The sequence below is a fragment of the Porticoccus sp. W117 genome (assembly GCF_030341905.1).
Taxonomy (GTDB): domain Bacteria; phylum Pseudomonadota; class Gammaproteobacteria; order Pseudomonadales; family Porticoccaceae; genus SCSIO-12696.
This window is the reverse complement of record NZ_JATAAF010000002.1, coordinates 52763-79106: the sequence shown is the minus strand read 5'-3', so window position 1 is coordinate 79106 and position 26344 is coordinate 52763. Positions and strand designations below refer to the sequence as shown.

The following is a 26344-nucleotide window of genomic DNA, read 5'->3' as shown; positions in this document are numbered from 1 at the left end:
TTTTAGCCTACTCTTTCAAGACCCAGTCGTTTGGAATTAGCGAATGAAAGGCTCCCTGGCGAGAAGGATTATCGGTACTGCCCTGTTACGGGTGATGCGCCTTGGCAGCCTGATGATTCCGCTGGCCTGCACTGCGGCCCTGTTGCACAGCAGTACCACCATCAGCGACCTGCAACGGGTGCAAGCCCGTGGCTACCTTAAAGTCATTACCATTCCCGGCCCGATCACCTATTACCAGAACGCCAAGGGCGACACCGGCTTTGAGTACCTGCTGGCCAAAGGTTTTGCGGATTATCTGGATGTAAAGCTGAGAGTCAGCCAGGTAAACAACCTCAATGGGCTGGCGGTTTCCCTCGGCGGCCCCAATGGTGATTTTGCCGCCGCCGGTCTGTCCACCACTCTGGAACGCCGCAAATACATGCTGTTCAGCGATTCCTATGGCAACACATCCCAGGAATTGCTCTACAAACTTGGCACCAAACGCCCCAAAAGTTTTGCCGAACTAAAACCCGGCAGCACACTGCTTTCCATCGCCAATAGCGCTGGTAGTGAACAACTGCAGGCAGAAGCCAGCAACTTGCCACAGGTCAATTGGCAACAGGTACAGCTGGCGGATACGTTAGGGTTGATGGAGCAGATACACAGTGGCGAGGCAGAGTACGCGGTGGTGGATTCCATGGCCCACGAGGTCAACCAATCTCTGTACCCCAACGCTCGCATTGCCTTTCAGGTATCTGAGCAGCAAACCACTGCTTGGGCTTTTCCATTCCGCAATGACACCAGTCTGCTGGACGCAGCCAACGACTATCTACGCACCATCGAGGCAAACGGCAAACTGGAAAAGCTCCGAGAGCAGTTTTTTGGTCACAACGAAAGATTCAATATTGCCGGCTCACAGCTGTTTATGCGCCGGGTTAACGACCGCTTGCCAAAGTTTGAAGAATTGTTCAGAGAAGCTGCCAGCGAATTCAACACCGACTGGCAGCTACTGGCAGCCATCGCCTATCAGGAATCCCATTGGAACGCCAAAGCCAAGTCCCCCACCGGGGTGCGTGGACTGATGATGCTCACCTGGCCCACTGCACGGGAAATGGGCGTTAAAAACCGCCTGAACGCCCGCCAGAGCTTGATGGCAGGCACCCAGTACTACCTGAAAACCAAAAAGCGTTTGCCGGAACGCATTACCGAGCCAGACCGCACCTGGATGGCACTGGCGTCTTACAACGTCGGCTTTGGCCATCTGGAAGACGCCAGGGTATTAACCGAGCGTGCTGGCAAAAACCCCGACCTGTGGGAAGACGTGCGCGAGCACCTGCCACTACTGGAGCAGAAAAAATACTACAGCACCGTAAAGCGCGGCTTCGCCCGCGGCCGCGAGCCGGTGTCCTACGTACAAAACATCCGCCACTACCGCGACATACTGCAATGGCACCACCTGGAAAAAGAGCGTAAGGAAATGGAGAAGGAAGAGCAGGAATTTGCGGAGAAATTGGCGGCGGATATGTGATACCTGCTACGGGCTTCGAGCAGCGGGCGACGAGCTGTGTGGCAGTGAATTTAACTACAGAGACATAGGGAAGTGTGATGCGTTTTGAGAATTTAGAGGTATGGAAACTTGGTTGCAGATTATCTGTGGAAGTTTTTGCTACTTTTAGGGAATTGAAGGATTTTGGGTTTAAAGATCAGATAACTCGGTCTGCACTTTCTGTACCCAGCAACATTGCCGAAGGCTTTGAACGGGATTCGGAAAAAGAAAAAGCACGCTATTTACGTATCGCCAAAGGCTCACTGGGCGAGTTCAAAACCCAAACCTACATTGGTATAAAAATCGGCTACATTCCCATTGAGATCGGGCAGCGATGGCTGAAAACATCCGAAGACCTGGGTGCTCGAATAGGCAGTTTGATCACCAAGTTAACCTCGATCAGCCCGTAGCTCGCAGCTCGTCGCCCGCAGCTATTTCTTCCTCTTACCCCTAAAAAACCGCGAAATAATCCCCGAACACTCGTTTTCCAACACCTCACCCTGCCAACTGATTTTGTGATTGTAGTGGTCGTTGTCGAGCAGTTGTAAATGGCTGCACACCGCGCCGGCCCGTGGTTCTCTGGCACCAAACACTATGTGTGCCACGCGGGCGTGGATCATGGCGCCGATGCACATGGTGCAGGGCTCGATAGTCACGTACATGGTGGCACCGGAAAGGCGGTAATTTTGCAGTTTTGCCGAGGCATCTCGCATGGCAACAATTTCTGCATGGGCACTGGGATCGCACCCTGAGATGGGACGGTTCCACCCTTCGCCAATCACCTCACCATCGCGCACCAATACTGCCCCTACAGGTACCTCGCCCTGCTCCTCGGCACGGGCCGCCAAAGCAAGTGCGCGAGACATGTAGTCACTGTGCTGTTTATCACTCATGTAAACAATGCTTCACTTCAATCTGGGGTTATCAGAAATAAAATTGCACCTTGGCACGGCATTTTAGCCTAACAGCCTAAGTTCCACAGCAGGCAACCATTTAGATTACACGTAAAGTAAATTACTTAGGTAATTTTTCTTTTCTCCCCGCAGGGTATCGCCAACAGGTCTATATTTAGGTAGAGTTTTTGACTCCTGAGAGGTAACAGGCTCAGTCCATCAAACTCAGTCCATAAAAAATGTCGCAGCACTTAGCCGCGATTGTATATAAAGCAGAGGGTATCCAATGAAGAAGCACACACTCCATTTACGTCCTATATCTGCCGCAGTTATTGCGGCGGCAAGCGCACTTTCAGCATTGCCAACCTATGCTGAGGAAGAGAGAGTCATTGAAGAAGAAATCATTAGCACCGGTACACGCCGTGCTGGCACATTGCCCACCGAAACGCTGTCCCCGGTTGACGTGGTTGGCGGCAAAGACATTGCTCAACAGGCGTCGTTCGACGTTACCGATTCTCTCAGCAAAGTTACCCCTTCACTGAATACTCAACGCTTCCCGATTGCCGACGGCACTTCCTTCATTCGCCCGGTGACTCTGCGTAACCTGTCTCCCGACCAGACGCTGGTGCTGGTAAATGGCACCCGACGCCACCGTTCTGCACTGGTGAACTTGCAGTTGGCGCCAGTGGGCACCATCAACCAGGGCGCCCAGGCCGTGGACTTTTCTGCCCTGCCCTCCGCTGCCATTAAGCGTGTAGAGATTCTGCGCGATGGTGCATCGGCACAATACGGCTCAGATGCCATCGCCGGCGTAGTCAACGTCATTCTCAATGATGCTGATGAAGGCTTCACCGTTTCCAGCCAATACGGCAGCTATACCCGAGGTGATGGCGGGCGCCTGTCTACAAGCGTGAACGGCGGATTCGCCTTGGGTGAAAACGGTTTCCTCAATGCCACTCTTGAGTACTCTTCTTCCAATACCACATCACGTGGCGAAGCAAGGCCAGATGCCGAGCAAGTAGCTGGTGTTGTCGGTGCCGAAAATACCCCATTTAACGGTTTAGGGCAGCGCTGGGGCGACCCGGATGTAGATGCCTTGAAGTTATTCCTCAATGCCGGTGTTGATCTCAGTGAAGACACTGAGCTCTACGGAAACCTGAGCTTTATGAAGAACGAAACTGTATCCGGTTTCTTCTACCGCGGTCCGGTTTTGGATCCATCGGAGCAATTTAATGCAAGAACCACACTGCAAATCGACAACGACGGCGATTTCCTCCCTGATGAGGCACCGCAATCCCTGCTCGATAGCATTACAGCCGCAGGCTTCAATGTTGCCGATTTCCTGGTACCTGTAGGGGATGTGCCAGGCGCTACCAGCGCTACCGGGTTCGTGCTGAGAAACCCAATCTTTTCTCAGTTCCCTGGCGGTTACAACCCCAGCTTTGGTGCTGACCTGGACGACTACGCCATTGTCTTTGGTGGCCGCGGCGAGACCGATGGCGGTTTGAGCTGGGATATTCGCGGGCGTTTTGCCGAGAACGAAGTAAGCTATGTCATTTCAGACACCATTAACCCTAGCCTGGGCGGATTATCTCCAACAAGTTTCAATCCCGGCACACTGACTCAAGAAGAGTACAGCCTGAACGCAGACTTTGTTCAGGAAGTAGAAGCTGGACTGGCATCTCCTCTCAGCATCGGTTACGGCGCTGAGATTCGCAATGAAACCTACGAAATTGGCCTGGGTGATCTGGAGTCGCGGCAAGCTGGGCCAACCGCTGCTATTTTTGGTGTTGGCTCTGATGGATTCCAAGGTTTCCCTGACGATTCCGCCGGTAGCTTTAGCAGTGACAGTTTCGCCGCCTACGTGGATTTTGAAGCCGACTTGACTGAACGTTTTTCTGCAGGGTTGGCAGTGCGCTACGAGGATTTTGACGAATTCGGTTCCACCACGGACTGGAAAGTGTCTGGCCGCTTGGAAGTCACTGAAAAGCTCGCCCTTCGTGCCACAGCCAATACCGGCTTCCGGGCACCAACCCCTGGGCAAGTAAATACGCTGAACGTTACCACTGCTGCAGACGCCAATGGCAATCTGATCCCGAATGGTACGTTCCCGGTAAACAGTACCGTTGCCCAGGTATTAGGCGCTGTACCACTGACACCTGAAGAGTCCGAGAGCTTTACTATTGGCTTGGTCTACGATTCTGGCGAAAACACCACTGTCACCCTGGACTATTACAAAATCGATATTGATGACCGTCTAGGCTTACAGAACAATATGGTAACCGCCGCGGATGTCACTGCCCTGACCAATGCTGGTGTACCAAATGCGGCGCTGCTACTGGGTAGTAATGCTAACTTTTTCTCCAACGCATTCGACTCCGAAACCACCGGCGCCGACCTGGCTATTACCAGTTCCTACGAACTGAGTGGTGGAGAGGTAATTGTTGACCTACGCCACAGCTGGAACCAGCAGGACATTGTTCAGGTGGATGCCAATACCATCGACGGTTCACGAGTATTCGACCTGGAAAATCAGGTGCCGAATAACAACACGGTGTTAACCCTGAACTACGCCGATGGTGAATCATTCAGCGGCCTGCTGCGTTTTAATCGCTACGGCAGATGGGACAGCACCGGGGGCTTGTTCGGCCCTGGAGACGGCAGTGATGGCGCGGGCTATTCTGGTGAAACTCTGATTGATATAGAGGCTACTTGGAACTTTGGCGAAGACACCGAATACACCGTAACAATTGGCGGTGACAATATTCTCGACACAATGCCAGACCCAGAGCAAAACGGCGTATTGCAGTTCTTGGGCGTACGCCAATCGCTAACCTCTCCCTTTGGCTTTAATGGTTCCTTCTGGTACCTGCGAGCTTCTGCCAGTTTTTAATAACAACTGAGCAAAAAGGGGCGCATCGCCAGATGCGCCCCTTTTTTTGCGACTCAATATCTTCGGTACTGGTCTATTGGAGAGGAGGTATCCTGAGAATCTCGCAGCTAACTGTATTTATAACAATTTAATAATATTCTGTTAATTTCTCCGAAATTCACCGATTATTGCCAGATTGCAACCAGCAGTTGACAAACTTCCAAACCAGATTGCTAGTATGCAACCGGATGAATTCCTAATCTTGCTGCCATTACTACACACGGAGAAATCGCAATGATATTAGCAGACAAGATTATCAAGTTAAGAAAGCAGCTGGGCTGGTCACAGGAAGAACTGGCTGAAAAAATGGGGGTATCCCGGCAATCGGTATCGAAATGGGAAAGCACACAGAGCATTCCCGACTTAAACAAAATCCTTAACATGGCCGAGATTTTCGGGGTTTCTACGGATTTCCTTTTAAAGGACGAGCTGGAGGCTGCCGAATTCACCGAAGGCGATAAAGGCACAAATACTCGCCAAATTGGCCTTGAACAGAGCTTGGAGTATGTAAGCACCAAACTGGCCATGGCTGGTTTAATCGTCAAAGGCGTCGCTCTGTGCGTATGCTCACCCACTCCGCTGATTTTTCTATTCGCCATGCAGGCTGCAGGGCAATTCAACCTGTCGTCAGGCATGGTCGCAGCGTTTGGTATTGTGGCGCTTCTGATTATGGTATCCATCGCCATCAGCTTTTTTGTGCGCCTCAATCAGCATCAGGTCGATATAGCCTCGATTGAGAACAACCGGTTTGAACTGTCTTACGGTGTTCATAGCGTATTGACAGAAAAGCGGCAATACTTTCAGCCGGCTTACAACAGGAAGTTATCTTTCGGTATCGCCCTGTTTATTGGCAGTATTGTTCCCTTTATGTTGGTCGCCATCTTGTCCGGCAGCCCGGATAAAACTTTGCTGATGCTGGTTGTGATGTTCCTGATGATCACCGCGGGACTGTTTATGGTTATACCGGCCTCAGCACAGCTGGAAGCCTACGACTTGCTATTGAGCGAAGGGGATCGTGACGCTGGGAAAAGCGAACATACCAAAAACGCTGAAAAACTGGCCGCATTCTATTGGCCACTTTTGATTGCTATTTATCTGGGGTGGAGTTTGTGGACGATGAACTGGGACATCACATGGATCGTTTTCCCAGTGGGGGCAGTGACCTTTGCAGCACTGGTGGGGCTGATGGGATTATTGAAGAAAGATGATAGCCGACAGGCTGGATGAAATGTTTAACCTGACCCGCAACAATATTACTGTTTTAAAAACAACGAAACCCAGCGATAACGCTGGGTTTCGTATATAGAGGGTATTGATCAGTTATTCCCACTCAATCGTCGCCGGCGGCTTGCTGGACACGTCGTAAGTTACTCGGGAAATACCGGAGATTTCATTGATAATCCGGTTAGAGACTTTCTCAATAAACTCGTAAGGCAGGTGTGCCCAGCGGGCGGTCATAAAGTCGATGGTTTCCACGGCGCGCAGTGCCACCACATATTCGTAACGGCGAGCATCGCCCACTACGCCCACTGACTTCACCGGCAGAAAGACCGCGAACGCCTGGCTGGTTTTGTGGTACAGGTCGTTTTTGTACAGTTCTTCAATAAAAATCGCATCCGCTTCCCGCAGCAAGTCGGCGTATTCTTTTTTCACTTCGCCAAGAATACGCACACCCAGGCCGGGGCCGGGGAACGGGTGGCGATACACCATATCGTAGGGCAGCCCCAATTCCAGGCCGATTTTGCGCACTTCATCCTTGAACAGTTCACGCAGCGGTTCCACCAGTTTGAACTGCATATCTTCCGGCAGGCCACCCACGTTGTGGTGGGATTTAATCACATGGGCCTTGCCAGTTTTGGAGGCGGCAGATTCGATCACATCCGGGTAGATAGTACCCTGTGCCAGCCAGTTCACGTCTCGCAGTTTGGTGGCTTCGGCATCGAATACATCGATAAAAGTATTGCCGATAATTTTGCGTTTCTTCTCCGGGTCTGCTTCGCCTGCCAACTTACCCAGGAACAGGTCTTCCGCATCCGCGCGAATCACCCGCACGCCCATATTTTTGGCGAACATGTCCATCACCTGGTCGCCTTCGTTTTTGCGCAGCAGGCCATTGTCCACAAACACACAAGTCAGCTGGTCGCCTATAGCTTTGTGCAACATGGCGGCAACCACGGAAGAATCCACGCCACCAGACAGGCCCAACAATACTTTGTCGCTGCCCACTTGGGCGCGAATGGTGGCAATGGCATCTTCAATAATATTGGCTGGCGTCCACAGAGCTTCACAGCCGCAAATGTGCAAGGCGAAGTGCTCGAACATGCGCATACCTTGCAAGGTGTGGGTAACTTCCGGGTGGAATTGAATGCCGTAGAATTGTTTTTCTTCGTTGGCAATGGCGGCAATGGGGCAGCTGTCAGTGGACGCCACCAGACCAAAACCTTGGGGCATTGCAACCACTTTATCCCCATGGCTCATCCACACGTCCAGCAGCGCGGCGCCGCTGTCGTGGTCTACGTGATCCTTGATATCGCGAAACAGCGCGCAATCCCGTTCGATTTTTACCTGGGCGTAACCAAATTCGTGCACGTCAGAACTTTGCACTTTGCCGCCGAACTGCTCGGCCATGGTCTGCATGCCATAACAGATGCCCAGTATGGGCAAACCCAGGCCAAATACACACTCAGGCGCCCGCGGTGAATCCGCCGCATGCACCGACTCCGGGCCACCGGAAAGGATAATGCCTTTGGGGTTAAATTCGCGGATTTCTTCCTCAGTAATATCCCAGGCGCGAATTTCCGAAAACACGCCCACCTCGCGAATACGGCGGGCAATGAGCTGAGTGTATTGGGAGCCAAAATCGAGAATAAGGATTTTTTGGTCGTGGATATTGGTCATTGTTCGTCCTGGTAGTGCGAGCCAATTTCACGGCTCATCGTTAATTCAAGCTCAGGCGTTCTTAACACCGGGTCGCACGTCTGACGTCGCACGTCGCACGCTTAAAACCAACCACTGATTAAACACCGAGGAATCGCCGAAGCTGCTCTGAGACTTGCACTTGCGGGAAACCGCTTTTAGCGTGCGACGTCAGACGTGCGACGTGCGACCAGTCAAAAAACACAACGGGGCCAGTTGGCCCCGTCACTCAATCAAGCGTCAATCAACGCCCCCCCACCGGGTAATTGGGCGCTTCTTTGGTAATCTGCACATCGTGTACATGGCTCTCGCCCATACCGGCAGAGGTCACACGCACAAAGCGGGGTTTGCTGCGCATTACATCCAGGCTAACGCTGCCGGTGTAGCCCATGGCGGAGCGGACGCCGCCCATCATCTGGTGGATGATATTGGCCACCGGTCCTTTGTAGGGCACGCGCCCTTCAATACCTTCCGGCACCAGTTTCTCGGCACCGGCGCTGGCGTCCTGGAAGTAGCGGTCGCTGGAACCCTGTGTGCGCGCCATGGCACCCAGAGAGCCCATACCGCGATAGGATTTGTAGGAACGTCCCTGGTAAAGCTCAATTTCGCCCGGAGCCTCTTCAGTACCGGCAAACACGGAGCCCATCATAATGGCGTGGGCACCGGCCACGATGGCTTTGGCAATATCGCCAGAAAAACGGATGCCGCCGTCGGCAATCACGGGAATGTCCCAATCCTGCAGAGCTGTGGCCACTTCGTTGATGGCGGTAATTTGCGGCACACCAACACCGGATACGATGCGGGTGGTGCATATGGAACCGGGGCCAATGCCCACTTTTACGCCGTCGGCGCCGGCTTCCGCCAATGCCAGTGCGGCTTCGCCCGTGGCGATATTGCCGCCGATTACCTGAATATGCGGGTACAGGTTTTTGATACGGCTGACACGATCAATCACATTTTTGGAGTGTCCGTGGGCGGTATCCACCACCAGCACATCCACACCGGCAGCTACCAAGGCGGATACCCGGTCATCGGTATCCGGGCTGGTACCCACAGAGGCGCCAACTCGCAGACGGCCCTGATCGTCTTTACAGGCATTGGGGAATTTTTCCGCCTTGTCGATATCCTTCACGGTAATCAGGCCGCAGAGGTCAAATTTGTCGTTGACTACCAATACTCTTTCGATGCGATGCTTGTGCAGCAGCGCGCGAACCTCATCAGCCGGCGCCCCCTCTTGCACGGTAACCAGCTTATCTTTGGGGGTCATGATGTCGCCAACCGTTGCATCCAGATTGGGTTCAAAACGCACATCCCGGCGGGTAACGATGCCCACCAATTCGCCGTTGTCCAGCACCGGCACCCCGGAGATATTGTTCTGCCGGGTCAATTCCATCAATTCACGGATAGAAGTTTTCGACTCAATAGTGATAGGGTCTTTGACCACCCCGCTCTCGTACTTCTTGACCGCACGCACCTGGGCGGCCTGATCCTCAATGGACATGCTTTTGTGAACAATGCCGATGCCGCCTTCCTGAGCGATGGCAATGGCCAGGCGGGACTCGGTAACAGTATCCATGGCCGCAGAAACCAGTGGTAGATTGAGTTCGATATCGCGAGTCAGGCGGGTTTTCAGGCTGACGTCTTTGGCCGTCACCTCGGAATAACCGGGAACCAGCAGAACATCGTCAAAGGTGAGAGCTTCGGTAAGGGTGTGCAAGGCGCTTCTCCAGAATACGTTGGAAGTGGGCTTGTTTTAAGGGTCGTTGGAAAAACCGCGCATTATAGGTTTTTTTGGGGGCCGGGGATAGTCGGATTTGTACGCTCTCGTCATTCTGAGCGCAGCGAAGAATCTCATACTATTCGCGGCACATAGATCCTTCGCTGCGCTCAGGATGACAGGGTTTCGCCAAGCTGCTCGCAGCCAGTAGCCCGAGGCCCGATGCTTCTTTACAATCCCGCCATGACTATTGATACAACCCAACGCCAGGTTCTCTCGGTTTCCCAACTCAACCGCCAGACCCGCCAACTACTGGAAACCCATCTGCCGTTGATATGGGTGGAAGGAGAGCTGTCCAACTTTGCCAGCCCCGCATCCAGTCACTGGTATTTCACCCTCAAAGACGATGCTGCCCAAGTACGTTGCGCCATGTTTCGCAACCGCAACAGCCGGGTGCGGTTGCCGTCGGGGAACCGACCCGGCAATGGGCTGCAGGTGATGGTGCGCTGTCGGGTCAGCCTGTATGAAGGCCGCGGCGAATTCCAGCTGATTGTCGAGCATATGGAGGAGGCCGGGCTCGGCGCACTGCAGCGGCGCTTTGATCAGCTCAAAGCCAGTCTGGGGGCTGAGGGGCTGTTCGCTGCCGAACACAAACAATCACTACCATCATTGCCCAACCGCATCGGCGTGGTGACATCACCCAGCGGAGCGGCCATTCACGATATCTTGCAGGTTCTGCAGCGGCGCTTTGCGGCTATTCCGGTGACCATTTACCCCACCGCCGTGCAAGGTCAGGAAGCCGTAGCCGGTATTGTTAATGCCATCGAAATCGCCAACCAGCAGAAAAGCTGTGACGTACTGATTGTGGGCCGTGGCGGCGGTTCTATGGAGGATTTATGGGCCTTTAATGAAGAGGCGGTGGCCAGGACGGTGTTCGCCAGCGACATTCCCATCGTCAGTGCCGTGGGCCACGAAGTGGATTTTACCATTGCGGATTTTGTCGCTGATCTGCGCGCCCCCACCCCTTCTGCAGCGGCAGAGTTGTTGAGTCCGGATAGCGGTGAGCTCAGCGCCACCATCAACGGCTACCAGCAGCTTTTGGCAGACAAGCTAAAACAGCTGCTTAGCTTTCATCGCCACAACTTGCAACACTTGCAAAAACGCCTGCGTCACCCTGGGGAAAAGCTGCGTCAACAAAGTCAGCACCTGGATAATCTGGACATGCGCCTGCAGAGCGCTATGAAGGAAAATCTTCAACGTGCTCAAAGGCCGCTGGATAAGCTCAATAGCCGCCTGGCTCGTTTCCACCCCCAAGAGAAAATCAATGCCCTGACCCAGCGTTGTAATAATGCCGCGCAAAACCTGCAAACCGCTCTTGGTCACCTGTTGGCACAACGCCAGCAACGGCTAGGTAACGCAGCGCAGTTGTTAAACGCCGTGAGTCCGTTAAATACCTTGGGGCGGGGTTACAGCATTACCTTTGATAGTGAAGGCAACGTAGTGAAAAGCGTTAATGACGCAAAAGCTGGAAAGAAAATTGTGACAAGAATTCAAGATGGAGAGCTGCACAGCACGATCAACCTCATCCAAAGCAACCCTACACCTTAAACACCCCAGCTTTAGTGCCATATTAAAGATGGATCCCCGCCTGCGCGGGGATGACGACTTTCTGCGCGCAACTGATTAGAACTTATAATCCAACGAAATCGATGTCAGGGTATCGGTTTTCTCCGTACCCACCGGCACATCGCTGTTGTTGCGCACCAGGTAACTGACTTTCAAACCCAGGGTTGAATTGATCGCCACCCGCGCGGCAATTTCGTTTTCCAGGAAGGTATTATCGGAAGCAGTTTCCACGCGGAAGTTATTGCTCAGCTCCGTGGTCTCTGTAGCTTGGTAGCCCCACTTGGCACTACCCACAAAAGTTGGCTCGGTGGTCTTGATGCCCGTACCCTGCTCCTCACTGCGGCGATAACCGACACCAGCTTCCAGGTTGAGGTTATGACCTTCTTCCTTGATCACATTCCAGCCCAAACCGGCACTGAGCGTAGTTTGAGTGCGGAAGCCACCAAACTTGTCGTCGTTGTGGCGCAGGTTGCCAAACGCGTAGTAGGCGTCGCCGAACTCGCGGTTGGTTTGCACCTCGAAAAGAATGCTCTCTTTGGTGCGCACGCTGTCTTCAGAGCTGCGAATGGCCTCGATTTTGAACTCGTTGCTCCACTTCAGAAATTTTTTGTTCACAACCACACGGGCCAACAGGTTATCGGTTTCAGAGTTGCCGGTGGAACGGTTAAAACCCAGTTCTGCACCACCACTCCAGCCATTGTCATCCTCAGCGAGTACGACTGGCGTCGATGCCAATAAAAACCCTGCGGTCAATGCAGTGGCAATTGCTGTTTTCATTGCTGTATTTCCTATTCGTTAGTTTAAAAAGCCATATCCAGTGAAACTGCCGTCAGGGTGTCGGTACCACTGATACCCTCTGGCGCCTGGCTGCTACTGCGCAGCCGATAACTCAATTTAAGCCCCAGGTCGGCGGTAATTTTTAACCGCAATGCGGCTTCCGATTCTACCTGGGTATTTTCCCGGCCCGATTCCACGTGTAGATTTTTAATCACTTGGGTGGTATCGGTCAGTTGATACTGCCAATCGATTTTGCCTCGCATCACCAGTTCGGAATCCCGTTGCTCAGTGAGCTGCTGTTCGCTGTGGCGCACACCCACACCACCTTCCAGGGCAAACTGGCGACGCTCGCCCTGAAACGGCTTCCAGCCAATACCCGTTGACACACTTGCCTGGGATGCAAAGGCTCCAAAACGATCATCCATATAGCGAACATTGGCAAAGCTGTAGCTGTGGTCAGAAAAGCGATAACCCGCCTGGGCTTCTACGGTAGTGGTCTGGCGATTTTTTTCGCCATCGGCAGAACTGACAATGGCCTCCAGTTTGATGTCTGAATCCCACTGGCGACCGTCCCGTTGAAGGCGCAGCTTACCCAGCAAATTTTGCGTACTGCTGTTGCCTGTAGAACGATTAAAACCGAGGGATCGTTCGCCATACCACTGGTAGAGCTTCGATTCAGTGTCAGTGTTATTCGCTTGTGCTGTTGAGACCAGCCCTGTCATCAACAGCAGTACTCCTTGAAGTACGGTTTTCATTATTATTTTTTTCCACTATTTTTTGCCGTTAGGCCTCTTTGCTCTGGCCTGCTTGGTTTTATCCAGGCGGCGCTTTTTAGCCGCCTGGCGATCGGATAATTGCTGTTTGTCCCCGTAGGGGTTTGCACTGCCCTTGAACTCAATACGCACCGGTGTACCGTGCAAATCCAGTGCCTCGCGGAACGTCTTTTCCAGGTAGCGCACATAGTTGTTGGGCACCCGGTCGGTCTGGTTGCCGTGAATCACAATCAGTGGCGGGTTCTGGCCACCACTGTGTGCGTAGCGCAGCTTGATGCGCCGTCCCTGTACCATGGGCGGCTGGTGCTGGGCCACGGCGTCTTCCAGGATGCGAGTTAACCAGGATGTAGACAGTTTGTCTGTAGCCGCGGCGTAGGCCCGCTCAATGGAGGGGTAGAGGTTACCAACTCCGCTGCCGTGAAGTGCGGAGATAAAATGGATATCGGCGAAATCCGCAAACCGCAGGCGGCGTTCCAGCTCCGCTTTGATGGTGTCTTTTTGTTCCGCTTGCAAACCGTCCCATTTATTCACTGCCACCACCAGAGCGCGACCGGCATCCAGCACATGGCCCATCATGTGCAAATCCTGATCCACCAGCCCTTCACTGGCATCGATTAACAGCACCGCCACATTGGCGTCTTCGATGGCCTGCAGGGTTTTTACAATAGAGAATTTTTCCACCGCCAGCTTGACGTTTTTACGGCGGCGAATACCGGCGGTGTCGATCAGGGTATAGGGTTTGTCGTGGCGTTCATAGTCGATATAAATGCTGTCGCGAGTGGTACCGGGCATATCGAACACCACTACCCGGTCCTCACCAAGCAGGCGGTTCACCAAGGTAGATTTACCCACATTAGGGCGCCCTACTACGGCAATTTTGATACCGCGATGGTCATCATCCTCTGGCTGTACTTCCTCTGCTTGATCGAAAGGCTCCAGCACCTGCTCGATCATGGTTTTTACACCGCGACCATGGGTGGCGGTGGTGGGGAATACGGTTTCAAAACCCAGCTCGTAGAATTCCGCCATGGCCACATCGGGATTAACACCGTCGATTTTATTGGCCACCAGCAGCGCCTTGCGGCCCTTGTTGCGAAGATGCTCGGCAATCATACGGTCGGCGGATGTGAGGCCAGCGCGGCTGTCTACCACAAACAGCACCACATCCGCTTCATCCATCGCCTGAAGGGATTGCTCGGCCATTACCGAATCGATGCCCTCCTCGTCGCCACTGATACCGCCGGTATCAATCAACATAAAGCGCTTGCCCGCCAGCTGCCCCTCGCCGTATTTACGGTCACGAGTAAGCCCCGAATAGTCCGCCACCAACGCATCGCGGGTTTTGGTCAAACGGTTAAAGAGCGTGGATTTACCCACATTAGGGCGCCCCACCAGGGCAATTACCGGCAGTTTCACAATGACCTCAAGGGGTTGTAACAGGCAAACAAAAATGGCCGACTAACGAAAGTCGGCCATTTTAACAGAACAGTGTTGTATGCACTTGTAAAAAGTTGGTTTTACTCGCGGTGCACCCATTTAAGACTACTTTGTCATCCCCGCGAAGGCGGGGATCCATTTTCAAAAATAACGAAAATGGTGGATTCCCGCGTTGTACGGCTTACGCCTCAGCCTAAGGGCTGCCCAAATCAGAGATTTGTCGCGGGAATGACGAATGGTTTTTCGTCAAGAATATTAGCTACTTGGGCGTCACCTGATAACAGCTCAAACCGCCACCGTGATCCTGAATATAAAGTCGGTCGCCATCGCCAATCATGGGTACGCGTACACCGCTGCCATCGACTTTTTTACGGCCCACAAAATGGCCATCACCGGAATCCAGCAAATGCAGGTAGCCCTCGGCATCGGCCACCGCCACATAACCGGCCACCACTGCCGGGGCATTGAGGCCACGCAGTTTCAGTTGGTCGTTTTCCCACAGTGGTTGCATGGCAGTACCGCGCAGGGCGCGTACATAGTCGCCCTCTTCCACCACAAACACTCGTGAGCCAGACACGGCCGGGCCGTGGTAACTGGAGCTTTTCTGACTGCCCAGTTGGGAGCCTCGGCTGCGGCTCAGAGCCACGGTGGTTCCCTGGTAAGAGGTGGCGTACAGCACCTGGCCATCGACGGCAATTTCGCCGTCCACATCGCTGAGCTTTTCCAACTCGGTGCGGCCTCGAGGGTTTGAAATGCGGTTCTCCCACAAGCGCGAACCAGTCTCCGCATTGAGGGCGACAACCTGGCCATCGGCAGTACCCACGATCACCAAATCGCCAATCAACAGTGGTGAGCTGGTGCCGTAGTTGGTCAGCGGCGGGGTTTGCGTCTTGTACTGCCACAGTTCTTCGCCGCTTTCCGCAGACAACATGTAAATAAGCCCGTCTTTGGTTTGCACCGCCACCCGTTCACGGTCACCGCTGGCAGCAGAGAGAACTTCACTCCTCAAGCTCACCTGCCACTGCTGAATACCATCGCTGGCACTGAGAGCATACAGACGGCCTTCAATATCGCCGACATATACCTGGGAACCACCAAAACCGACACCGCCGGAAAGGCCCTTGACCACCTTGGCTTTCCACAGGCGTTTACCCGTTTCACTATTGAAGGCAGACACCCGGCCCTTGCCACTGGCCGCGTAAATAACACCATTGCGCAACACCGGGCGCATACCGGTGAGGTATTTGTTGTGAGCGCCGCCCACACCTTGGCTCCACAGCCGTTTGATGGTCACTTCCTGAGGAAATTTGACCAGCTCTGCCGGTTGCTCTTTGTCGTCTTTGGAGCTGCACGCGGCCAACAGTAAAAACATCGCCGCTGCTGCCAGGTATTTCAGTGGAGGGGTCACTTGCATGAGTTATCTCGTTTTTGTTGTCCCGTTTTATTGGTTGCTGTCAGCATCGGTGGAATCAGTTTCCGCCACCGGTTCGGCATCCTCAGTTGGCGTTTGCGACGCGTCCAGTGGAGTGACGCGGTTGAGTTTCAGACTCAACAACTGGTTGTCTCCGGAGGAGCTGTCATTGAGGGCTTCCTGGTAGGCAAGGCGCGCGGCATCACTATCACCTTGCTGGCGATGAATATCGCCACGCAGCTCCGCATAAGCGGCAGCCATGTCACCGTTATCCTGACCATTCAGCAGCGCCAGTGCCTGCTCGGTATTGCCGCGAGTGGCTTCTACTTTGGCCAGGCGCAATCTGGCAATGGCGTTGAGGCCATCATCGCCGGAACCATCAATCACGTACTGCAATTCGCTGGCCGCCGTATCGTAATCCTGTTTTTCAAACGCCAGCTTGGCCAGCATCAAGGCTGCGTACCAACCGTACTGACTGCCTTCCGCCTGAGTTTTCAGAGTGCTGGATTTATTCCACAGCTCGGTCTGCTGTTGCTCGCTGATGCCTGTGGCAGCGGCCAACTGTTGAACTTCGATGTACAGCAAAGAGTTATTTTCCTGCTGGGCCTGCTGCTGTTGATTCCACTGCTGCAGTCCCCACCAGGCAGCCACCCCCACCACCACGGCGACAATAGTGGTGCGGCCATTGCGCTGCCACCACCGCTTGAGGGCTTCTACCTGTTCTTCTTCACTTAAATGTGCGCTCACGCTAACTCCTGGTACTTGATTCGATTGACTGTGAGATCCCTACGCCGCTTCGCGGCTCAGGATGACACTTTCCAAAATAGTTGTTTAGCAGCTCATCCAATTGATCGGCAGCTACCGTGTCCTGGGGACGTTCTTCCCGCAGGTACTTCACCGTAACCGTGCCGGCGGCTACTTCATCTTCCGCCAAAATTAGCGCCACCGGGGCGCCACTTTTGTCGGCCTTTTTCATCTGGCTTTTAAAACTGCCGCCGCCACTGTGGCACTGGATACGCAAATCCGGACACTGGCTGCGCAGTTGCTCCGCCAACGTTAGCGCCGCTACCTGCACATCCCCCACCGCGGTGAGGTAGACGTCCAAATTTTGGCCGATACTATCCGGCACCACTCCCAGTGCGTCAAGCATCAATACCAGGCGCTCCACGCCCATACCAAAGCCCACCGCCGGGGTGGGTTTGCCACCCAACTGTTCCACCAAGCCGTCGTAACGACCACCGCCACAAACGGTGCCCTGGGCACCAAGGCTATCGGTCACCCACTCAAACACGGTGCGGCTGTAGTAATCCAGCCCACGTACCAGGCGCGGGTTCACTTCGTAGGCGACGCCAGCGGCATCGAGAATCTGGCAGAGGCGAGCAAAGTGTTCGCGGGATTCGTCGTCCATATAATCCTGCAAGCTGGGAGCGGCCTCTAGCAGGCTTTCCATGGCGGGATTCTTGCTGTCCAGAATGCGCAGTGGATTGGTTTCCAGACGGCGCTGGCTGTCGGCATCCAGCTGGTCGCGGTGCTGCTGCAGATACTCCACCAGCGCGGCGCGATGGGCTGCGCGGGATTGCGGTGTTCCCAGAGAATTGATTTGCAAAGTCACCCGGTCGGCAATGCCCAACTGGCGCCACAGGCGGGCGGTCATCAACAGAATTTCGCCGTCGATATCCGGTCCTTCCAGGCCAAACACTTCCACCCCAAACTGATGGAACTGACGCAGGCGGCCCTTCTGAGGCTTTTCGTAGCGAAACATGGGGCCCAGATACCACAGGCGCTGGGTCTGATTGTGCAACAAGCCATGCTGTTCACAGGCGCGTACCACGCCGGCAGTACCTTCCGGGCGCAGGGACACCTGCTCACCGCCCAAGGTTTCAAAGGCGTACATTTCCTTTTCGACGATATCGGTAACTTCGCCGATAGAGCGTTTGAACAGATCGATCTGTTCCACCACCGGAGTGCGCACTTCGCGGTAGCCATACTGGGTGAACAGGCTGCGAACCGTAGATTCCAGGTATTGCCACGTGGGTGAATCGGCGGGGAGCAGGTCGTTCATGCCCCGCAGAGATTGAATTTTTTTCAAGGTATTTCCTGCAGTAGAGTTAGCCTTCTGACCGGGCAATAATTTGCTCTTGTTCAGCGGCCTTGACGGCGGCTTTATCGCGAATCAATGTTTCCAGAGTATCCACCAGATTTTCCTGGCCGATTTTGTGATCCGGCTTACCGTCGATGTAAACCAGGTTGCTGGGTGACGCACCGGTTAAGCCCAGGTCGGCTTCTTTGGCTTCACCGGGGCCGTTGACGATGCAGCCGATCACTGCCACATCCATGGGCGTGGTGATATCTTCCAGGCGGGTTTCCAACTCGTTCATGGTTTTCACCACATCGAAATTCTGCCGGGAGCAGCTGGGGCAAGCCACGAAGTTGATGCCTTTGGAACGCAGCCGCAGGCTTTTCAGCATATCCCAGGCAACGCGAACCTCTTCCACCGGATCAGCCGCCAGAGACACGCGCATGGTATCGCCTATGCCTTCCATCAACAGCAGGCCCAGGCCGATAGAAGACTTCACCGCACCGGAGCGGAAACCACCAGCCTCGGTAATACCCAAGTGCAAGGGTTGTTCAATTTTGTCCGACAGCTTGCGGTAAGCACCCACCGCCATAAAAATGTCCGAGGCTTTAACGCTGACTTTAAAGTCCTGAAAATCCAGGCGGTCGAGAATGTCCACATGGCGCATGGCAGATTCCACCAGAGCATCCGGGGTGGGTTCGCCGTATTTGCGCTGCAGGTCTTTTTCCAGGGAACCGGCGTTAACACCAATCCGCAACGGGATATTGAGGTCGCGGGCTTTGTCGATCACCGCCCGCACTTTGTGCTCGCGACCGATATTGCCGGGGTTGATGCGCAGGCAATCAACGCCCAGATCCGCCACCCGCAGGGCGATGTTGTGGTCGAAGTGAATGTCCGCCACCAGCGGTACGGTCACTTGCTTGCGAATTTCGCCAAAGGCCTCCGCCGCGTCCATGGAGGGCACCGATACCCGCACTATGTCGGCACCGGCCTCCTGAATCGCCGTCACCTGGGCCACGGTAGCCGCCACATCGGTGGTTTCGGTGTTGGTCATACTCTGTACCGAAATGGGGGCACCGCCGCCCACAGGTACATCACCCACCATAATCTGGCGGGTTTTTCGTCTTACAATGGGGGATTCAAACTGCACGGACTACCACCGACTTATCTACTGATATCACTACCAAAAATTCTTACTGTCGCCCTTCGGGCGGCTCATCATGGCATCAAATAACTACTAATAACTACAAAAGCACTGCCAAAACCACAGCCACCAAAAACACCACACCGGCAATCAGCCAGCTTTTTGGCTGTTGCCACCAGGGCTGTTGCTTGGTCACCTGCCCCTCTGTTGCCGGCTTGCCGTGGCTGCCGGGCAGTTGCTGGCAATAGGCTTCGTAGCTTTCCAGCACCGGCTGTTCTTCCATACCCAGCAAGTGGCAATAGCTGCGTATATATCCGCGCACATACACATCCGTGGGCAGGCGTTCAAAATCATCACTTTCCAGCGCTTTTAACACGCCAATTCGCAACCCCAATTCCCGGCACACTTCGTCTTCCGTCAGGTTCTGGGCACGGCGTCCCTGACGCAGTGCAATACCCGGTGTCTGCCAGCTTTGTTTAGCCTCTTCCCTGTCACTGCTTTGATCTTTATTGTTATCTTGCATGTGATGCCTTTTGGGTAAAGGGGGCGCTCTCAATGGGTCAGTTGTTACTGCTGGACCCACTTTGACTCTCAGCAAGGCGCCGTGAGTGCCGTGTAGTCATTCTACATAAGCGAACGGCAACACCGCTGAGGGTCAAAGTGGGTCCAGCCCTTCGGGTTGCCCCTGAAATGGCGCCATACTGTGTTATTCGTCGCTCATTTGGAATGACCAAACCACACTCCTCATGCCTTGTCTGGCGCCATTTCAGGGGCAACAGAAATAACTGACCCATTGAGAGCGCCCCCTGCCTTATCGGCGTTTTCGCCACTGTTGGTAGGCGAGATTCTCCTTGGAACCAGGAAACATTTTTTCCAGTGCCAAACCGTAGCTGTCCTCAGCATCCCGGTTGTTGCGACGGTGTTCAACGCGCACACCCAGCCACAAACTTCTGGCATTGGGTCGCGGCACCAGGCGGCGGTAGTTGCTGAGGTAGTTAAAACTGTTTTGGTAGTTGCCGTCGGTGTATTCGAGTTCGGCAATTTCCAGGTAGGCCAGCGCCATATTGCCGTTCAGCCGCAAGGCTTTATCGAAAGCAGCCCGCGCCGCCTGAGCATTACCCAATTTGGTTTCTACCTGCCCAAGGCTTAAAAAAGCCAGTGCACGGTTGTTAAAGTCGACGTCTTTGGTAACTTTGGCCAGTTGCGCTCTGGCCTCGTCAATGCGCTGCTTTTCCAGCAAAAAAACCGCGTAATAAAAACGCGCCTGGGTATTTTTACCCGAGCCACTGAGAGCCCTGCGAAAATGCTTGTCAGCCAGCTCGCTCTCGCCTTCTTTGTTGTAAATGAGGGCAAAGCCGGTATTGGCACGGGCAGATTTGGGGTCAATATTCAGGGCTTTACTGAGGTGAAAACGGGCTTTTTCGAGATTATTGCGGCCGATGTAGCGAAAACCCAGATCAATCTGCTTTACCAAAACCTTCTGCTTGTCGATCTCCTCCACCGGGCCGCGAGAGGTGATTTCTTCGGTCACACAGCCAGACATTGCCAGCAACAGGCAAAATACCGAAAAACCTTTGAACCAACAGCTGAGCTTCACCCAAATCCCCTTTAATCAACGCTCTACAAAACGAACCGCCTGCTCATCAGCCACCTTTTCCGCGGCCTGCTGGCGGTAGCGTTCGCTGCGGCGGGTACGGTCATTTACAGTACCGGCCAGCTGACCACAGGCGGCGGCGATATCGTCGCCGCGGGTGGTGCGAACGGTCACAGTGTAGCCTGCCCGGTACAAAATATCCCGAAAGCGGTGCAAGGAATTGTTGCTGACCCGCTTGTAGTCAGACTGACTGAACGGGTTAAAGGGTATCAGATTGATCTTGCAAGGCACATCCCGCATCAATTCAGCCAGTTGCCGGGCGTGTTCAGGGCGGTCATTCACCTGGTCGATCAGGGTGTATTCCACCGTCACCTTGCGGTGGGTATCGGGCATTTTTTCCAGATAACGCCTGGTGGAATCCAGCAGTACGGCAATGGGGTATTTTTTGTTGATGGGCACCAGCTCGTTGCGCAGCTCATCGTTGGGGGCGTGCAGGGAGATAGCCAGGGACACATCGGTGACATCACCCAGTTTATCCAAAGCCGGCACCACACCGGAGGTACTCAAGGTCACTCGACGCTTCGACAAACCATAGGCGTTGTCATTGAGCATCAGATTCATGGAGTCGACCACATTCTCGAAATTGAGCAGTGGCTCACCCATGCCCATCATCACCACATTAGTGACGGTGCGTTCTGCCTTGGGTTCCAACTGACCAAAGGATTTAGCGGCGATCCATACCTGGCCGATGATTTCAGCCGCGGTGAGGTCGCGGTTAAAACCTTGCTTGCCGGTGGCGCAGAAGCTGCAATCCAGGGAGCAGCCTACCTGGGACGATACGCATAGGGTGCCGCGATCACCGTCGGGAATAAATACGGTTTCCACACAACTACCGCCTGTGACGCGAATCAGCCACTTGCGGGTACCGTCGCTGGAATCCTGCTGGCTGACCACCTCCGGCGCGCGAATTTCGGCCTTTTCTTCCAATTTGGCGCGAAGCGCCTTGGAAAGGTTGGTCATCTGCTCAAAGTTTTCTGCACCCAGCTGGTGAATCCACTTCAATACCTGGGTTGCACGAAACGGTTTTTCGCCAATTGAGGCAAAAAATGCCACCAGCTTTTCAGCAGAAAGCCCCAGAAGGTTAACCTTCTGGGGCTCGTTTGCTGGCATTTGCTGCACGGCATCAGGCGCCGTCGATGCCGACATTAGCGTTCGCAGATCTCGTCTGCGTTAAAGAAGTAAGCGATCTCACGGGCAGCAGATTCTGGAGAGTCAGAACCGTGTACCGCGTTGGCATCGATAGTTTCAGCAAAGTCAGCACGAATAGTACCGGCAGCCGCTTCCTTGGGGTTGGTGGCACCCATCAAATCACGGTTGGCAACCACAGCTTCTTCACCTTCCAGAACCTGAACCACTACCGGGCCAGAAGTCATAAACTCAATCAAAGCGGGGAAGAAAGGACGCTCTTTGTGCTCGGCGTAGAAACCACCGGCGCTTTCTTCGTTAAGACGAACCATTTTCATGGCGACTACTTTCAGACCTGCCTTTTCAAAACGGGCGTCGATTTCGCCAATCACATTTTTGGCGACGGCATCGGGCTTGATGATGGACAGAGTGCGTTGAACTGCCATTGCTTGCTTTCTCCAGAGTAAGCGTACTGTTTAGACACGAGCCAGCAAAGCGCCAGCCCTTGAAAATCGGGGGCGAATTTTACTCTCCGCGAGCCTTGGTTACAACCATAAGCCAACAAACGCAGCGCATACAAAACTGGTATTGTTTTGCCTGAATCACGATTTACCTACAGGCCACTCCAATGAAGCACCCCCATATCATCCGACAAGCCCTGATAGATACCCTGCCCTTGTGCCTGCCAGCGGTGCCGTTCGCTTTTGTGATCGGGCTGGCCATCATTAGCGCGGGTATCAATCCAGTTGTTGGCTGGTCAAGCTCATGGCTTATCTTTGGCGGAGCCGCGCAAATGACGTTGATTTCCCTGTTGGGCTCAGGGGTGACCGCGATTGCCGCGATTGGCGCAGCACTGGTGGTAAACGCCAGGCATTTGATGTACTCCGGAGCCATCGCCCCCAGCTTTCAACAGCAGCCCAGGTGGATGCAGTTTTTTGGCCCCTACCTGCTGATTGACCAGGTGTTTGCTCTGGCCATGCTGCGAACCGCTGAGCACCCGGACGCCTTTCGAATTTACTACCTGACGGCCGGGTTTACTTTTTGGGTTATATGGCAAATCACCACCGCATTTGCGTTGCTTGTGGGCCCGCAGGTGCCGGAATCCTGGCACCTGCAATTTGCAGTCCCGGTATTATTTCTCGGCTTGATCGTACTGGGTATTGATAAGCCCCCCAAGCTGGTTGCCGCTCTTGTCGGTGCCGGAGTAACACTGGCCTGTATAGAATTGCCAAATCGTACGGGATTACTGGTTGGCGCTGTGGCCGGTGTTGCAGCAGGCATTATTGCTGAGAGGATAAAACCATGAGCCCACTGCTCGCCATCTTTCTTGTTGGTCTTGGCACGTACGCTTGCAGGGCCGTGTTCATTCTGGCGTTTGCCAATCGGAAAATGCCCCAGGCACTACAACGAGCCTTGCAGTATGTCGCCCCGGCAACCCTATCCGCATTGTTGGTGACACTGCTGATGGATAAAGACGGAAATCTGGCAATTACCATTGCTGAACTGGCGGGGTTAACTGCCGCGGCAATAGTCGCTCACTTTACGCGAAATCATGTATTTACCCTGGTAACAGGTATGGGAGTTTTTCTTATCCTGAAACACTTGCTTTGATCAGCAAGCAATTATTTGGAGCGACCAAATTCGAGAAAATAAATCTGTGCCCTTACCGCCCTTGATTCTCGTTTATTATTTTAAAGACCATACAATTCTTGTGCAGCTGCCTGGCAACCATTCATTTCCTCATAATAGACCCCATCTTTTGGAAATTTTATATCCTTCACATATTCAGCATTAGGGGTTACCTGTATGGCTAAAACTGCTCTCTGCCAATATTTTCCATCTTCAACTCTCTTTAATGGTCCATATGGAATACAAAGAGAAAATGAGCCACCTAAACCACTCTCATCATCATAATTTCCGTAATGCATGATTTCAGTATCAGGCAAACTTGGGTGCCTATATTTAGTTAAATCCTTTTTTGGGACATCCACCCATTTGATGCCAGTTCTTATCTGAAGAGTTTCTATGTAACCATTCGAATCCACTGATACTTCAACCTCAGTAGTACCATATGGTTCAAAAAGATCATATTTGATTAATATGCTGTTAGCTGGAGCCTGTTCAGGTTCCCATGCAAATACTGGCGTAAAGACAACTATGGCGAGAGATAAAACAAACAACTTGAGTTTCATGGGATTATCGCCAGCACATGATAATTATAAAAACGCGCTTATTTTTCGGGACTCGTTTATTTTGAATAGAAACTGGCTATCGTTGGGCGAAGCCCAACTGCGTTTGACGTCAGACTTCCGACGTCTGGCCGGGTGCCAAATTCAGGAGATTGCCGCATCGCTGCGCTCCTCGCAATGACGGGGGTTAAGCGACAAGCAGCTCGCGGAACCGATCTACCGGCACTGGCATGCTGTAGTGGGCGCCCTGGTAGCTATCGCAGCCTACTTTGGTGAGCACGTTGAGGGCCTCGGCGTTTTCCACTCCTTCGGCGATCACTTGCAAGCCGTACTGGCGGGATACCGCCATAATGGCTTCTACCACTCCGCGGCTTTCCGGATCGCGGTGGATATTGCGGATAAATTCCCGGTCGATCTTCAGGTGGTCGAACGGCAGGCGCTTCAAGTAGATCATGGACGAGTAGCCGATACCGAAGTCGTCGATGGAGAAGCAGGAACCCAGCGACTTGATGGCGTTCATTTTGCTCACCACCTCGTCCACATCTTCGATCAGCAGGTTTTCGGTGACCTCAAAGTTAAGATGGCGCGGGTCCACGTTGTAGCTGGTGATGCTGTGCTGTACCACTTCCAGTAGCTGCGGGTCACGGAACTGGCGGGGGCTGATATTGATGCCCATTTGCATACCGTCGCGCCAAATGCCTTCGTCGATAAAATTGCGCAGGTATTCACAGGCGGTACGGATTACCCAGTGGCCCACGTTGACGATTAACCCGGAGGATTCCAAGACCGGGATAAACTCCGAGGGCATATTGTGGCTTTTCTCGGTATTCACCCAGCGCAACAAGGCCTCGCCGCCGATCACGCGGCCAGTATCTACCTCAATTTGCGGCTGGATATAAAGGGCAAATTCCTGGTTATCCAGGGCTTTGCGCAGGCGGATATTGAGGCCGATCTGGCGTTGGGCTTTTTCGGTGATATAAGGATCGAAAAAGGCGATGCCGTTGCGACCCTTGCGTTTGGATTCGTACATGGCGCTGTCGGCGTACTGCAGCGCCCGCTCTGAGGTGAGGTCATTATCGGTCAACAGGGCAATGCCGATACTGGCGGTAAGAACCAGCTCATGGCCATCGATAAAAATCGGGTTGGCAATGGATTCGCGCACCTTCTCCGCCATTGCCTGGGCGTCCCAGGCGGCCTGAGACACGCTGTCGGAAATCTGCGGGATAAACAACACAAACTCGTCGCCGCCAAGGCGCGCCAGCACGTTATCGCCGCGCACAATATGAGCGATGGCAGAACCCACTTTTTTCACCACCTGGTCGCCAACGGTGTGGCCCCAGGAGTCATTGATGTCCTTGAAATTGTCCAGGTCGATCATCAACAGGGCACCGCAGATTTCCTCGGTGCGGGTGGCGTCGAAGTACTTATCCAGAGATTCAATCAGGAACTGCCGATTGGGGAGTTTGGTAAGGCTGTCGAACACCCTGTCCTGGTGAGTTTGCTTGGGCGCTTCCTGAGCCGCTGAAGGTGGCTCAACAACGACTTCCTGCTCTACAACCTCAGTTTCGGGGCTGGCTTGCCTGGGTTCTGCGACTTCCGGCTTTTCCTTTACCGCTCGGGCGGCAGCGCTCATGGCAGCCTGCAGTACCTGTTCCGGGTCTTCTTTCTGCTCCGGCCGATTGATAGCCGGCGGTTCCGGCTCAGCAGTTTGTTGGGGGGCTGCGTTTTCTGGCTGGCGAACGGGCTGCGGCGATAAAGGCTGAGCCTGAGAGTTGGCCCTCGCCTCCATCAGCGTCACCACAAATTCCCGCGGGTTGTGGGGCACTGGTTCAATGCACAGATCGATATCAACGCCATCACCAGAGCCCTGCGGGCAGCGCCACTGCAGACGCTTCTGGTCGCTGTTAACAGCGCGCTTGAGTTGCAGCTTGAGGTCAATAAGTGCGGAGGATTCGTCGCCGGAGATTTCATCCAGAGAAGCGCCAATCAGGTGGCTGCGCTCGCAGCCCAGCAGGGTCATGGCTTTGTCGTTGCATTCAATGCAGACGCCATAAACAAAGAACAGGGTGCCGTAGGGAGATATCTCCAGAAGTACCTTATAAAGCTCCTCTTTAGAGCTCATAGAATCCCCGCGACAGTTTTATGTTG

23 protein-coding genes are annotated in these 26344 nt (G+C 53.8%); 7 read left to right on the top strand and 16 right to left on the bottom strand.

Translation table 11 applies throughout. From position 1 onward, the window contains the following. The first annotated feature begins 43 nt into the window (after nucleotides 1-43). Together mltF and QSV34_RS02105 are read left to right on the top strand one after the other, a co-directional pair. Complete coding sequence (mltF, locus tag QSV34_RS02110) at nucleotides 44-1507, top strand: membrane-bound lytic murein transglycosylase MltF (RefSeq protein WP_289151587.1); 1464 nt, start codon at nucleotides 44-46, stop codon at nucleotides 1505-1507. A gap of 77 nt (nucleotides 1508-1584) precedes the next feature. Then, nucleotides 1585-1935, top strand: a complete 351-nt coding sequence (locus tag QSV34_RS02105) for a four helix bundle protein (protein WP_289151997.1) — start codon at nucleotides 1585-1587, stop codon at nucleotides 1933-1935. Nucleotides 1936-1956: 21 nt separating this feature from the next. Here QSV34_RS02105 and tadA read toward each other — a convergent pair whose 3' ends face one another. After that, entirely contained in the window at nucleotides 1957-2418 is a 462-nt protein-coding gene (gene tadA, locus QSV34_RS02100; protein ID WP_289151585.1) for a tRNA adenosine(34) deaminase TadA, read from the bottom strand. Nucleotides 2419-2704: 286 nt separating this feature from the next. Between tadA and QSV34_RS02095 the strand changes: the two genes are divergently transcribed. Together QSV34_RS02095 and QSV34_RS02090 are read left to right on the top strand one after the other, a co-directional pair. Continuing rightward, nucleotides 2705-5311, top strand: a complete 2607-nt coding sequence (locus QSV34_RS02095) for a TonB-dependent receptor plug domain-containing protein (RefSeq protein ID WP_289151583.1) — start codon at nucleotides 2705-2707, stop codon at nucleotides 5309-5311. A gap of 273 nt (nucleotides 5312-5584) precedes the next feature. Further along, a complete protein-coding gene (locus QSV34_RS02090; RefSeq protein WP_289151581.1) occupies nucleotides 5585-6577 on the top strand; it encodes a helix-turn-helix domain-containing protein in 993 nt (330 codons plus the stop codon). A gap of 93 nt (nucleotides 6578-6670) precedes the next feature. Here the strand turns inward: QSV34_RS02090 and guaA are convergent, their stop codons facing one another. Both guaA and guaB read right to left on the bottom strand, forming a co-directional pair. Then, nucleotides 6671-8248, bottom strand: a complete 1578-nt coding sequence (gene guaA / locus QSV34_RS02085) for a glutamine-hydrolyzing GMP synthase (RefSeq protein ID WP_289151579.1) — start codon at nucleotides 8246-8248, stop codon at nucleotides 6671-6673. A 262-nt stretch (nucleotides 8249-8510) separates the two neighbouring features. Continuing rightward, entirely contained in the window at nucleotides 8511-9983 is a 1473-nt protein-coding gene (guaB, locus tag QSV34_RS02080; RefSeq protein ID WP_289151577.1) for an IMP dehydrogenase, read from the bottom strand. 243 nt (nucleotides 9984-10226) lie between these two features. Here guaB and xseA point away from each other — a divergent pair, with 243 nt between their 5' ends. After that, a complete protein-coding gene (xseA, locus tag QSV34_RS02075; protein ID WP_289151575.1) occupies nucleotides 10227-11591 on the top strand; it encodes an exodeoxyribonuclease VII large subunit in 1365 nt (454 codons plus the stop codon). A 75-nt stretch (nucleotides 11592-11666) separates the two neighbouring features. On the opposite strand, the gene QSV34_RS02070 is transcribed toward xseA, so the two are convergent. From QSV34_RS02070 to ndk, 11 genes are all read right to left on the bottom strand, one after another. Next, nucleotides 11667-12386, bottom strand: coding sequence for a DUF481 domain-containing protein (locus QSV34_RS02070; RefSeq protein ID WP_289151574.1), 720 nt, complete (start codon nucleotides 12384-12386; stop codon nucleotides 11667-11669). Nucleotides 12387-12409: 23 nt separating this feature from the next. Continuing rightward, complete coding sequence (locus QSV34_RS02065; protein ID WP_289151572.1) at nucleotides 12410-13141, bottom strand: DUF481 domain-containing protein; 732 nt, start codon at nucleotides 13139-13141, stop codon at nucleotides 12410-12412. A gap of 15 nt (nucleotides 13142-13156) precedes the next feature. Beyond that, entirely contained in the window at nucleotides 13157-14575 is a 1419-nt protein-coding gene (gene der / locus QSV34_RS02060; protein ID WP_289151570.1) for a ribosome biogenesis GTPase Der, read from the bottom strand. Nucleotides 14576-14855: 280 nt separating this feature from the next. Further along, a complete protein-coding gene (gene bamB, locus QSV34_RS02055) occupies nucleotides 14856-16010 on the bottom strand; it encodes an outer membrane protein assembly factor BamB (RefSeq protein ID WP_289151568.1) in 1155 nt (384 codons plus the stop codon). Between the two features lie 27 nt (nucleotides 16011-16037). Then, entirely contained in the window at nucleotides 16038-16754 is a 717-nt protein-coding gene (locus tag QSV34_RS02050) for a YfgM family protein (RefSeq protein ID WP_289151567.1), read from the bottom strand. Nucleotide 16755: 1 nt separating this feature from the next. Further along, a complete protein-coding gene (gene hisS / locus QSV34_RS02045) occupies nucleotides 16756-18096 on the bottom strand; it encodes a histidine--tRNA ligase (RefSeq protein WP_289151566.1) in 1341 nt (446 codons plus the stop codon). Nucleotides 18097-18115: 19 nt separating this feature from the next. After that, the gene (ispG, locus tag QSV34_RS02040) at nucleotides 18116-19234 is read right to left on the bottom strand and encodes a flavodoxin-dependent (E)-4-hydroxy-3-methylbut-2-enyl-diphosphate synthase (RefSeq protein WP_289151565.1); all 1119 of its coding nucleotides are present in this window, start codon (nucleotides 19232-19234) and stop codon (nucleotides 18116-18118) included. A 94-nt stretch (nucleotides 19235-19328) separates the two neighbouring features. Continuing rightward, a complete protein-coding gene (locus QSV34_RS02035) occupies nucleotides 19329-19751 on the bottom strand; it encodes a helix-turn-helix domain-containing protein (RefSeq protein WP_289151563.1) in 423 nt (140 codons plus the stop codon). 288 nt (nucleotides 19752-20039) lie between these two features. Then, nucleotides 20040-20825 carry a type IV pilus biogenesis/stability protein PilW gene (gene pilW, locus QSV34_RS02030; RefSeq protein ID WP_289151561.1) on the bottom strand — a complete coding sequence of 262 codons (786 nt, stop codon included), beginning with the start codon at nucleotides 20823-20825 and terminating at the stop codon, nucleotides 20040-20042. Between the two features lie 15 nt (nucleotides 20826-20840). Further along, nucleotides 20841-21992, bottom strand: coding sequence for a dual-specificity RNA methyltransferase RlmN (rlmN, locus tag QSV34_RS02025; RefSeq protein ID WP_289151559.1), 1152 nt, complete (start codon nucleotides 21990-21992; stop codon nucleotides 20841-20843). A 35-nt stretch (nucleotides 21993-22027) separates the two neighbouring features. Beyond that, the gene (ndk, locus tag QSV34_RS02020) at nucleotides 22028-22453 is read right to left on the bottom strand and encodes a nucleoside-diphosphate kinase (RefSeq protein ID WP_289151557.1); all 426 of its coding nucleotides are present in this window, start codon (nucleotides 22451-22453) and stop codon (nucleotides 22028-22030) included. Nucleotides 22454-22635: 182 nt separating this feature from the next. Here ndk and QSV34_RS02015 point away from each other — a divergent pair, with 182 nt between their 5' ends. Together QSV34_RS02015 and QSV34_RS02010 are read left to right on the top strand one after the other, a co-directional pair. Beyond that, nucleotides 22636-23313: an AzlC family ABC transporter permease gene (locus QSV34_RS02015; RefSeq protein WP_289151556.1), complete on the top strand. Its 678-nt coding sequence runs from the start codon at nucleotides 22636-22638 to the stop codon at nucleotides 23311-23313. Continuing rightward, a complete protein-coding gene (locus QSV34_RS02010) occupies nucleotides 23310-23618 on the top strand; it encodes an AzlD domain-containing protein (RefSeq protein ID WP_289151555.1) in 309 nt (102 codons plus the stop codon). The genes QSV34_RS02015 and QSV34_RS02010 overlap by 4 nt, the downstream gene beginning before the upstream one ends. Before the next feature lie 80 nt (nucleotides 23619-23698). Here QSV34_RS02010 and QSV34_RS02005 read toward each other — a convergent pair whose 3' ends face one another. Beyond that, nucleotides 23699-24199, bottom strand: a complete 501-nt coding sequence (locus QSV34_RS02005) for a hypothetical protein (protein ID WP_289151553.1) — start codon at nucleotides 24197-24199, stop codon at nucleotides 23699-23701. A 184-nt stretch (nucleotides 24200-24383) separates the two neighbouring features. After that, on the bottom strand, nucleotides 24384-26318 hold the full coding sequence (locus QSV34_RS02000; RefSeq protein ID WP_289151551.1) for a sensor domain-containing protein: 1935 nt from the start codon (nucleotides 26316-26318) through the stop codon (nucleotides 24384-24386). Nucleotides 26319-26344: the final 26 nt, after the last annotated feature.

Bases quoted from the DNA above. Each gene is read 5' to 3' on its own strand.
- QSV34_RS02015 (WP_289151556.1), top strand. From the start codon at position 22,636: ATGAAGCACCCCCATATCATCCGACAAGCCCTGATAGATACCCTGCCC.
- rlmN (WP_289151559.1), bottom strand. From the start codon at position 21,992: ATGCCAGCAAACGAGCCCCAGAAGGTTAACCTTCTGGGGCTTTCTGCT.
- QSV34_RS02065 (WP_289151572.1), bottom strand. From the start codon at position 13,141: ATGAAAACCGTACTTCAAGGAGTACTGCTGTTGATGACAGGGCTGGTC.
- mltF (WP_289151587.1), top strand. From the start codon at position 44: ATGAAAGGCTCCCTGGCGAGAAGGATTATCGGTACTGCCCTGTTACGG.
- QSV34_RS02105 (WP_289151997.1), top strand. From the start codon at position 1,585: ATGCGTTTTGAGAATTTAGAGGTATGGAAACTTGGTTGCAGATTATCT.
- bamB (WP_289151568.1), bottom strand. From the start codon at position 16,010: ATGCAAGTGACCCCTCCACTGAAATACCTGGCAGCAGCGGCGATGTTT.
- QSV34_RS02035 (WP_289151563.1), bottom strand. From the start codon at position 19,751: ATGCAAGATAACAATAAAGATCAAAGCAGTGACAGGGAAGAGGCTAAA.
- guaA (WP_289151579.1), bottom strand. From the start codon at position 8,248: ATGACCAATATCCACGACCAAAAAATCCTTATTCTCGATTTTGGCTCC.
- tadA (WP_289151585.1), bottom strand. From the start codon at position 2,418: ATGAGTGATAAACAGCACAGTGACTACATGTCTCGCGCACTTGCTTTG.
- ndk (WP_289151557.1), bottom strand. From the start codon at position 22,453: ATGGCAGTTCAACGCACTCTGTCCATCATCAAGCCCGATGCCGTCGCC.
- QSV34_RS02005 (WP_289151553.1), bottom strand. From the start codon at position 24,199: ATGAAACTCAAGTTGTTTGTTTTATCTCTCGCCATAGTTGTCTTTACG.
- QSV34_RS02095 (WP_289151583.1), top strand. From the start codon at position 2,705: ATGAAGAAGCACACACTCCATTTACGTCCTATATCTGCCGCAGTTATT.
- QSV34_RS02010 (WP_289151555.1), top strand. From the start codon at position 23,310: ATGAGCCCACTGCTCGCCATCTTTCTTGTTGGTCTTGGCACGTACGCT.
- QSV34_RS02000 (WP_289151551.1), bottom strand. From the start codon at position 26,318: ATGAGCTCTAAAGAGGAGCTTTATAAGGTACTTCTGGAGATATCTCCC.
- xseA (WP_289151575.1), top strand. From the start codon at position 10,227: ATGACTATTGATACAACCCAACGCCAGGTTCTCTCGGTTTCCCAACTC.
- QSV34_RS02090 (WP_289151581.1), top strand. From the start codon at position 5,585: ATGATATTAGCAGACAAGATTATCAAGTTAAGAAAGCAGCTGGGCTGG.
- QSV34_RS02070 (WP_289151574.1), bottom strand. From the start codon at position 12,386: ATGAAAACAGCAATTGCCACTGCATTGACCGCAGGGTTTTTATTGGCA.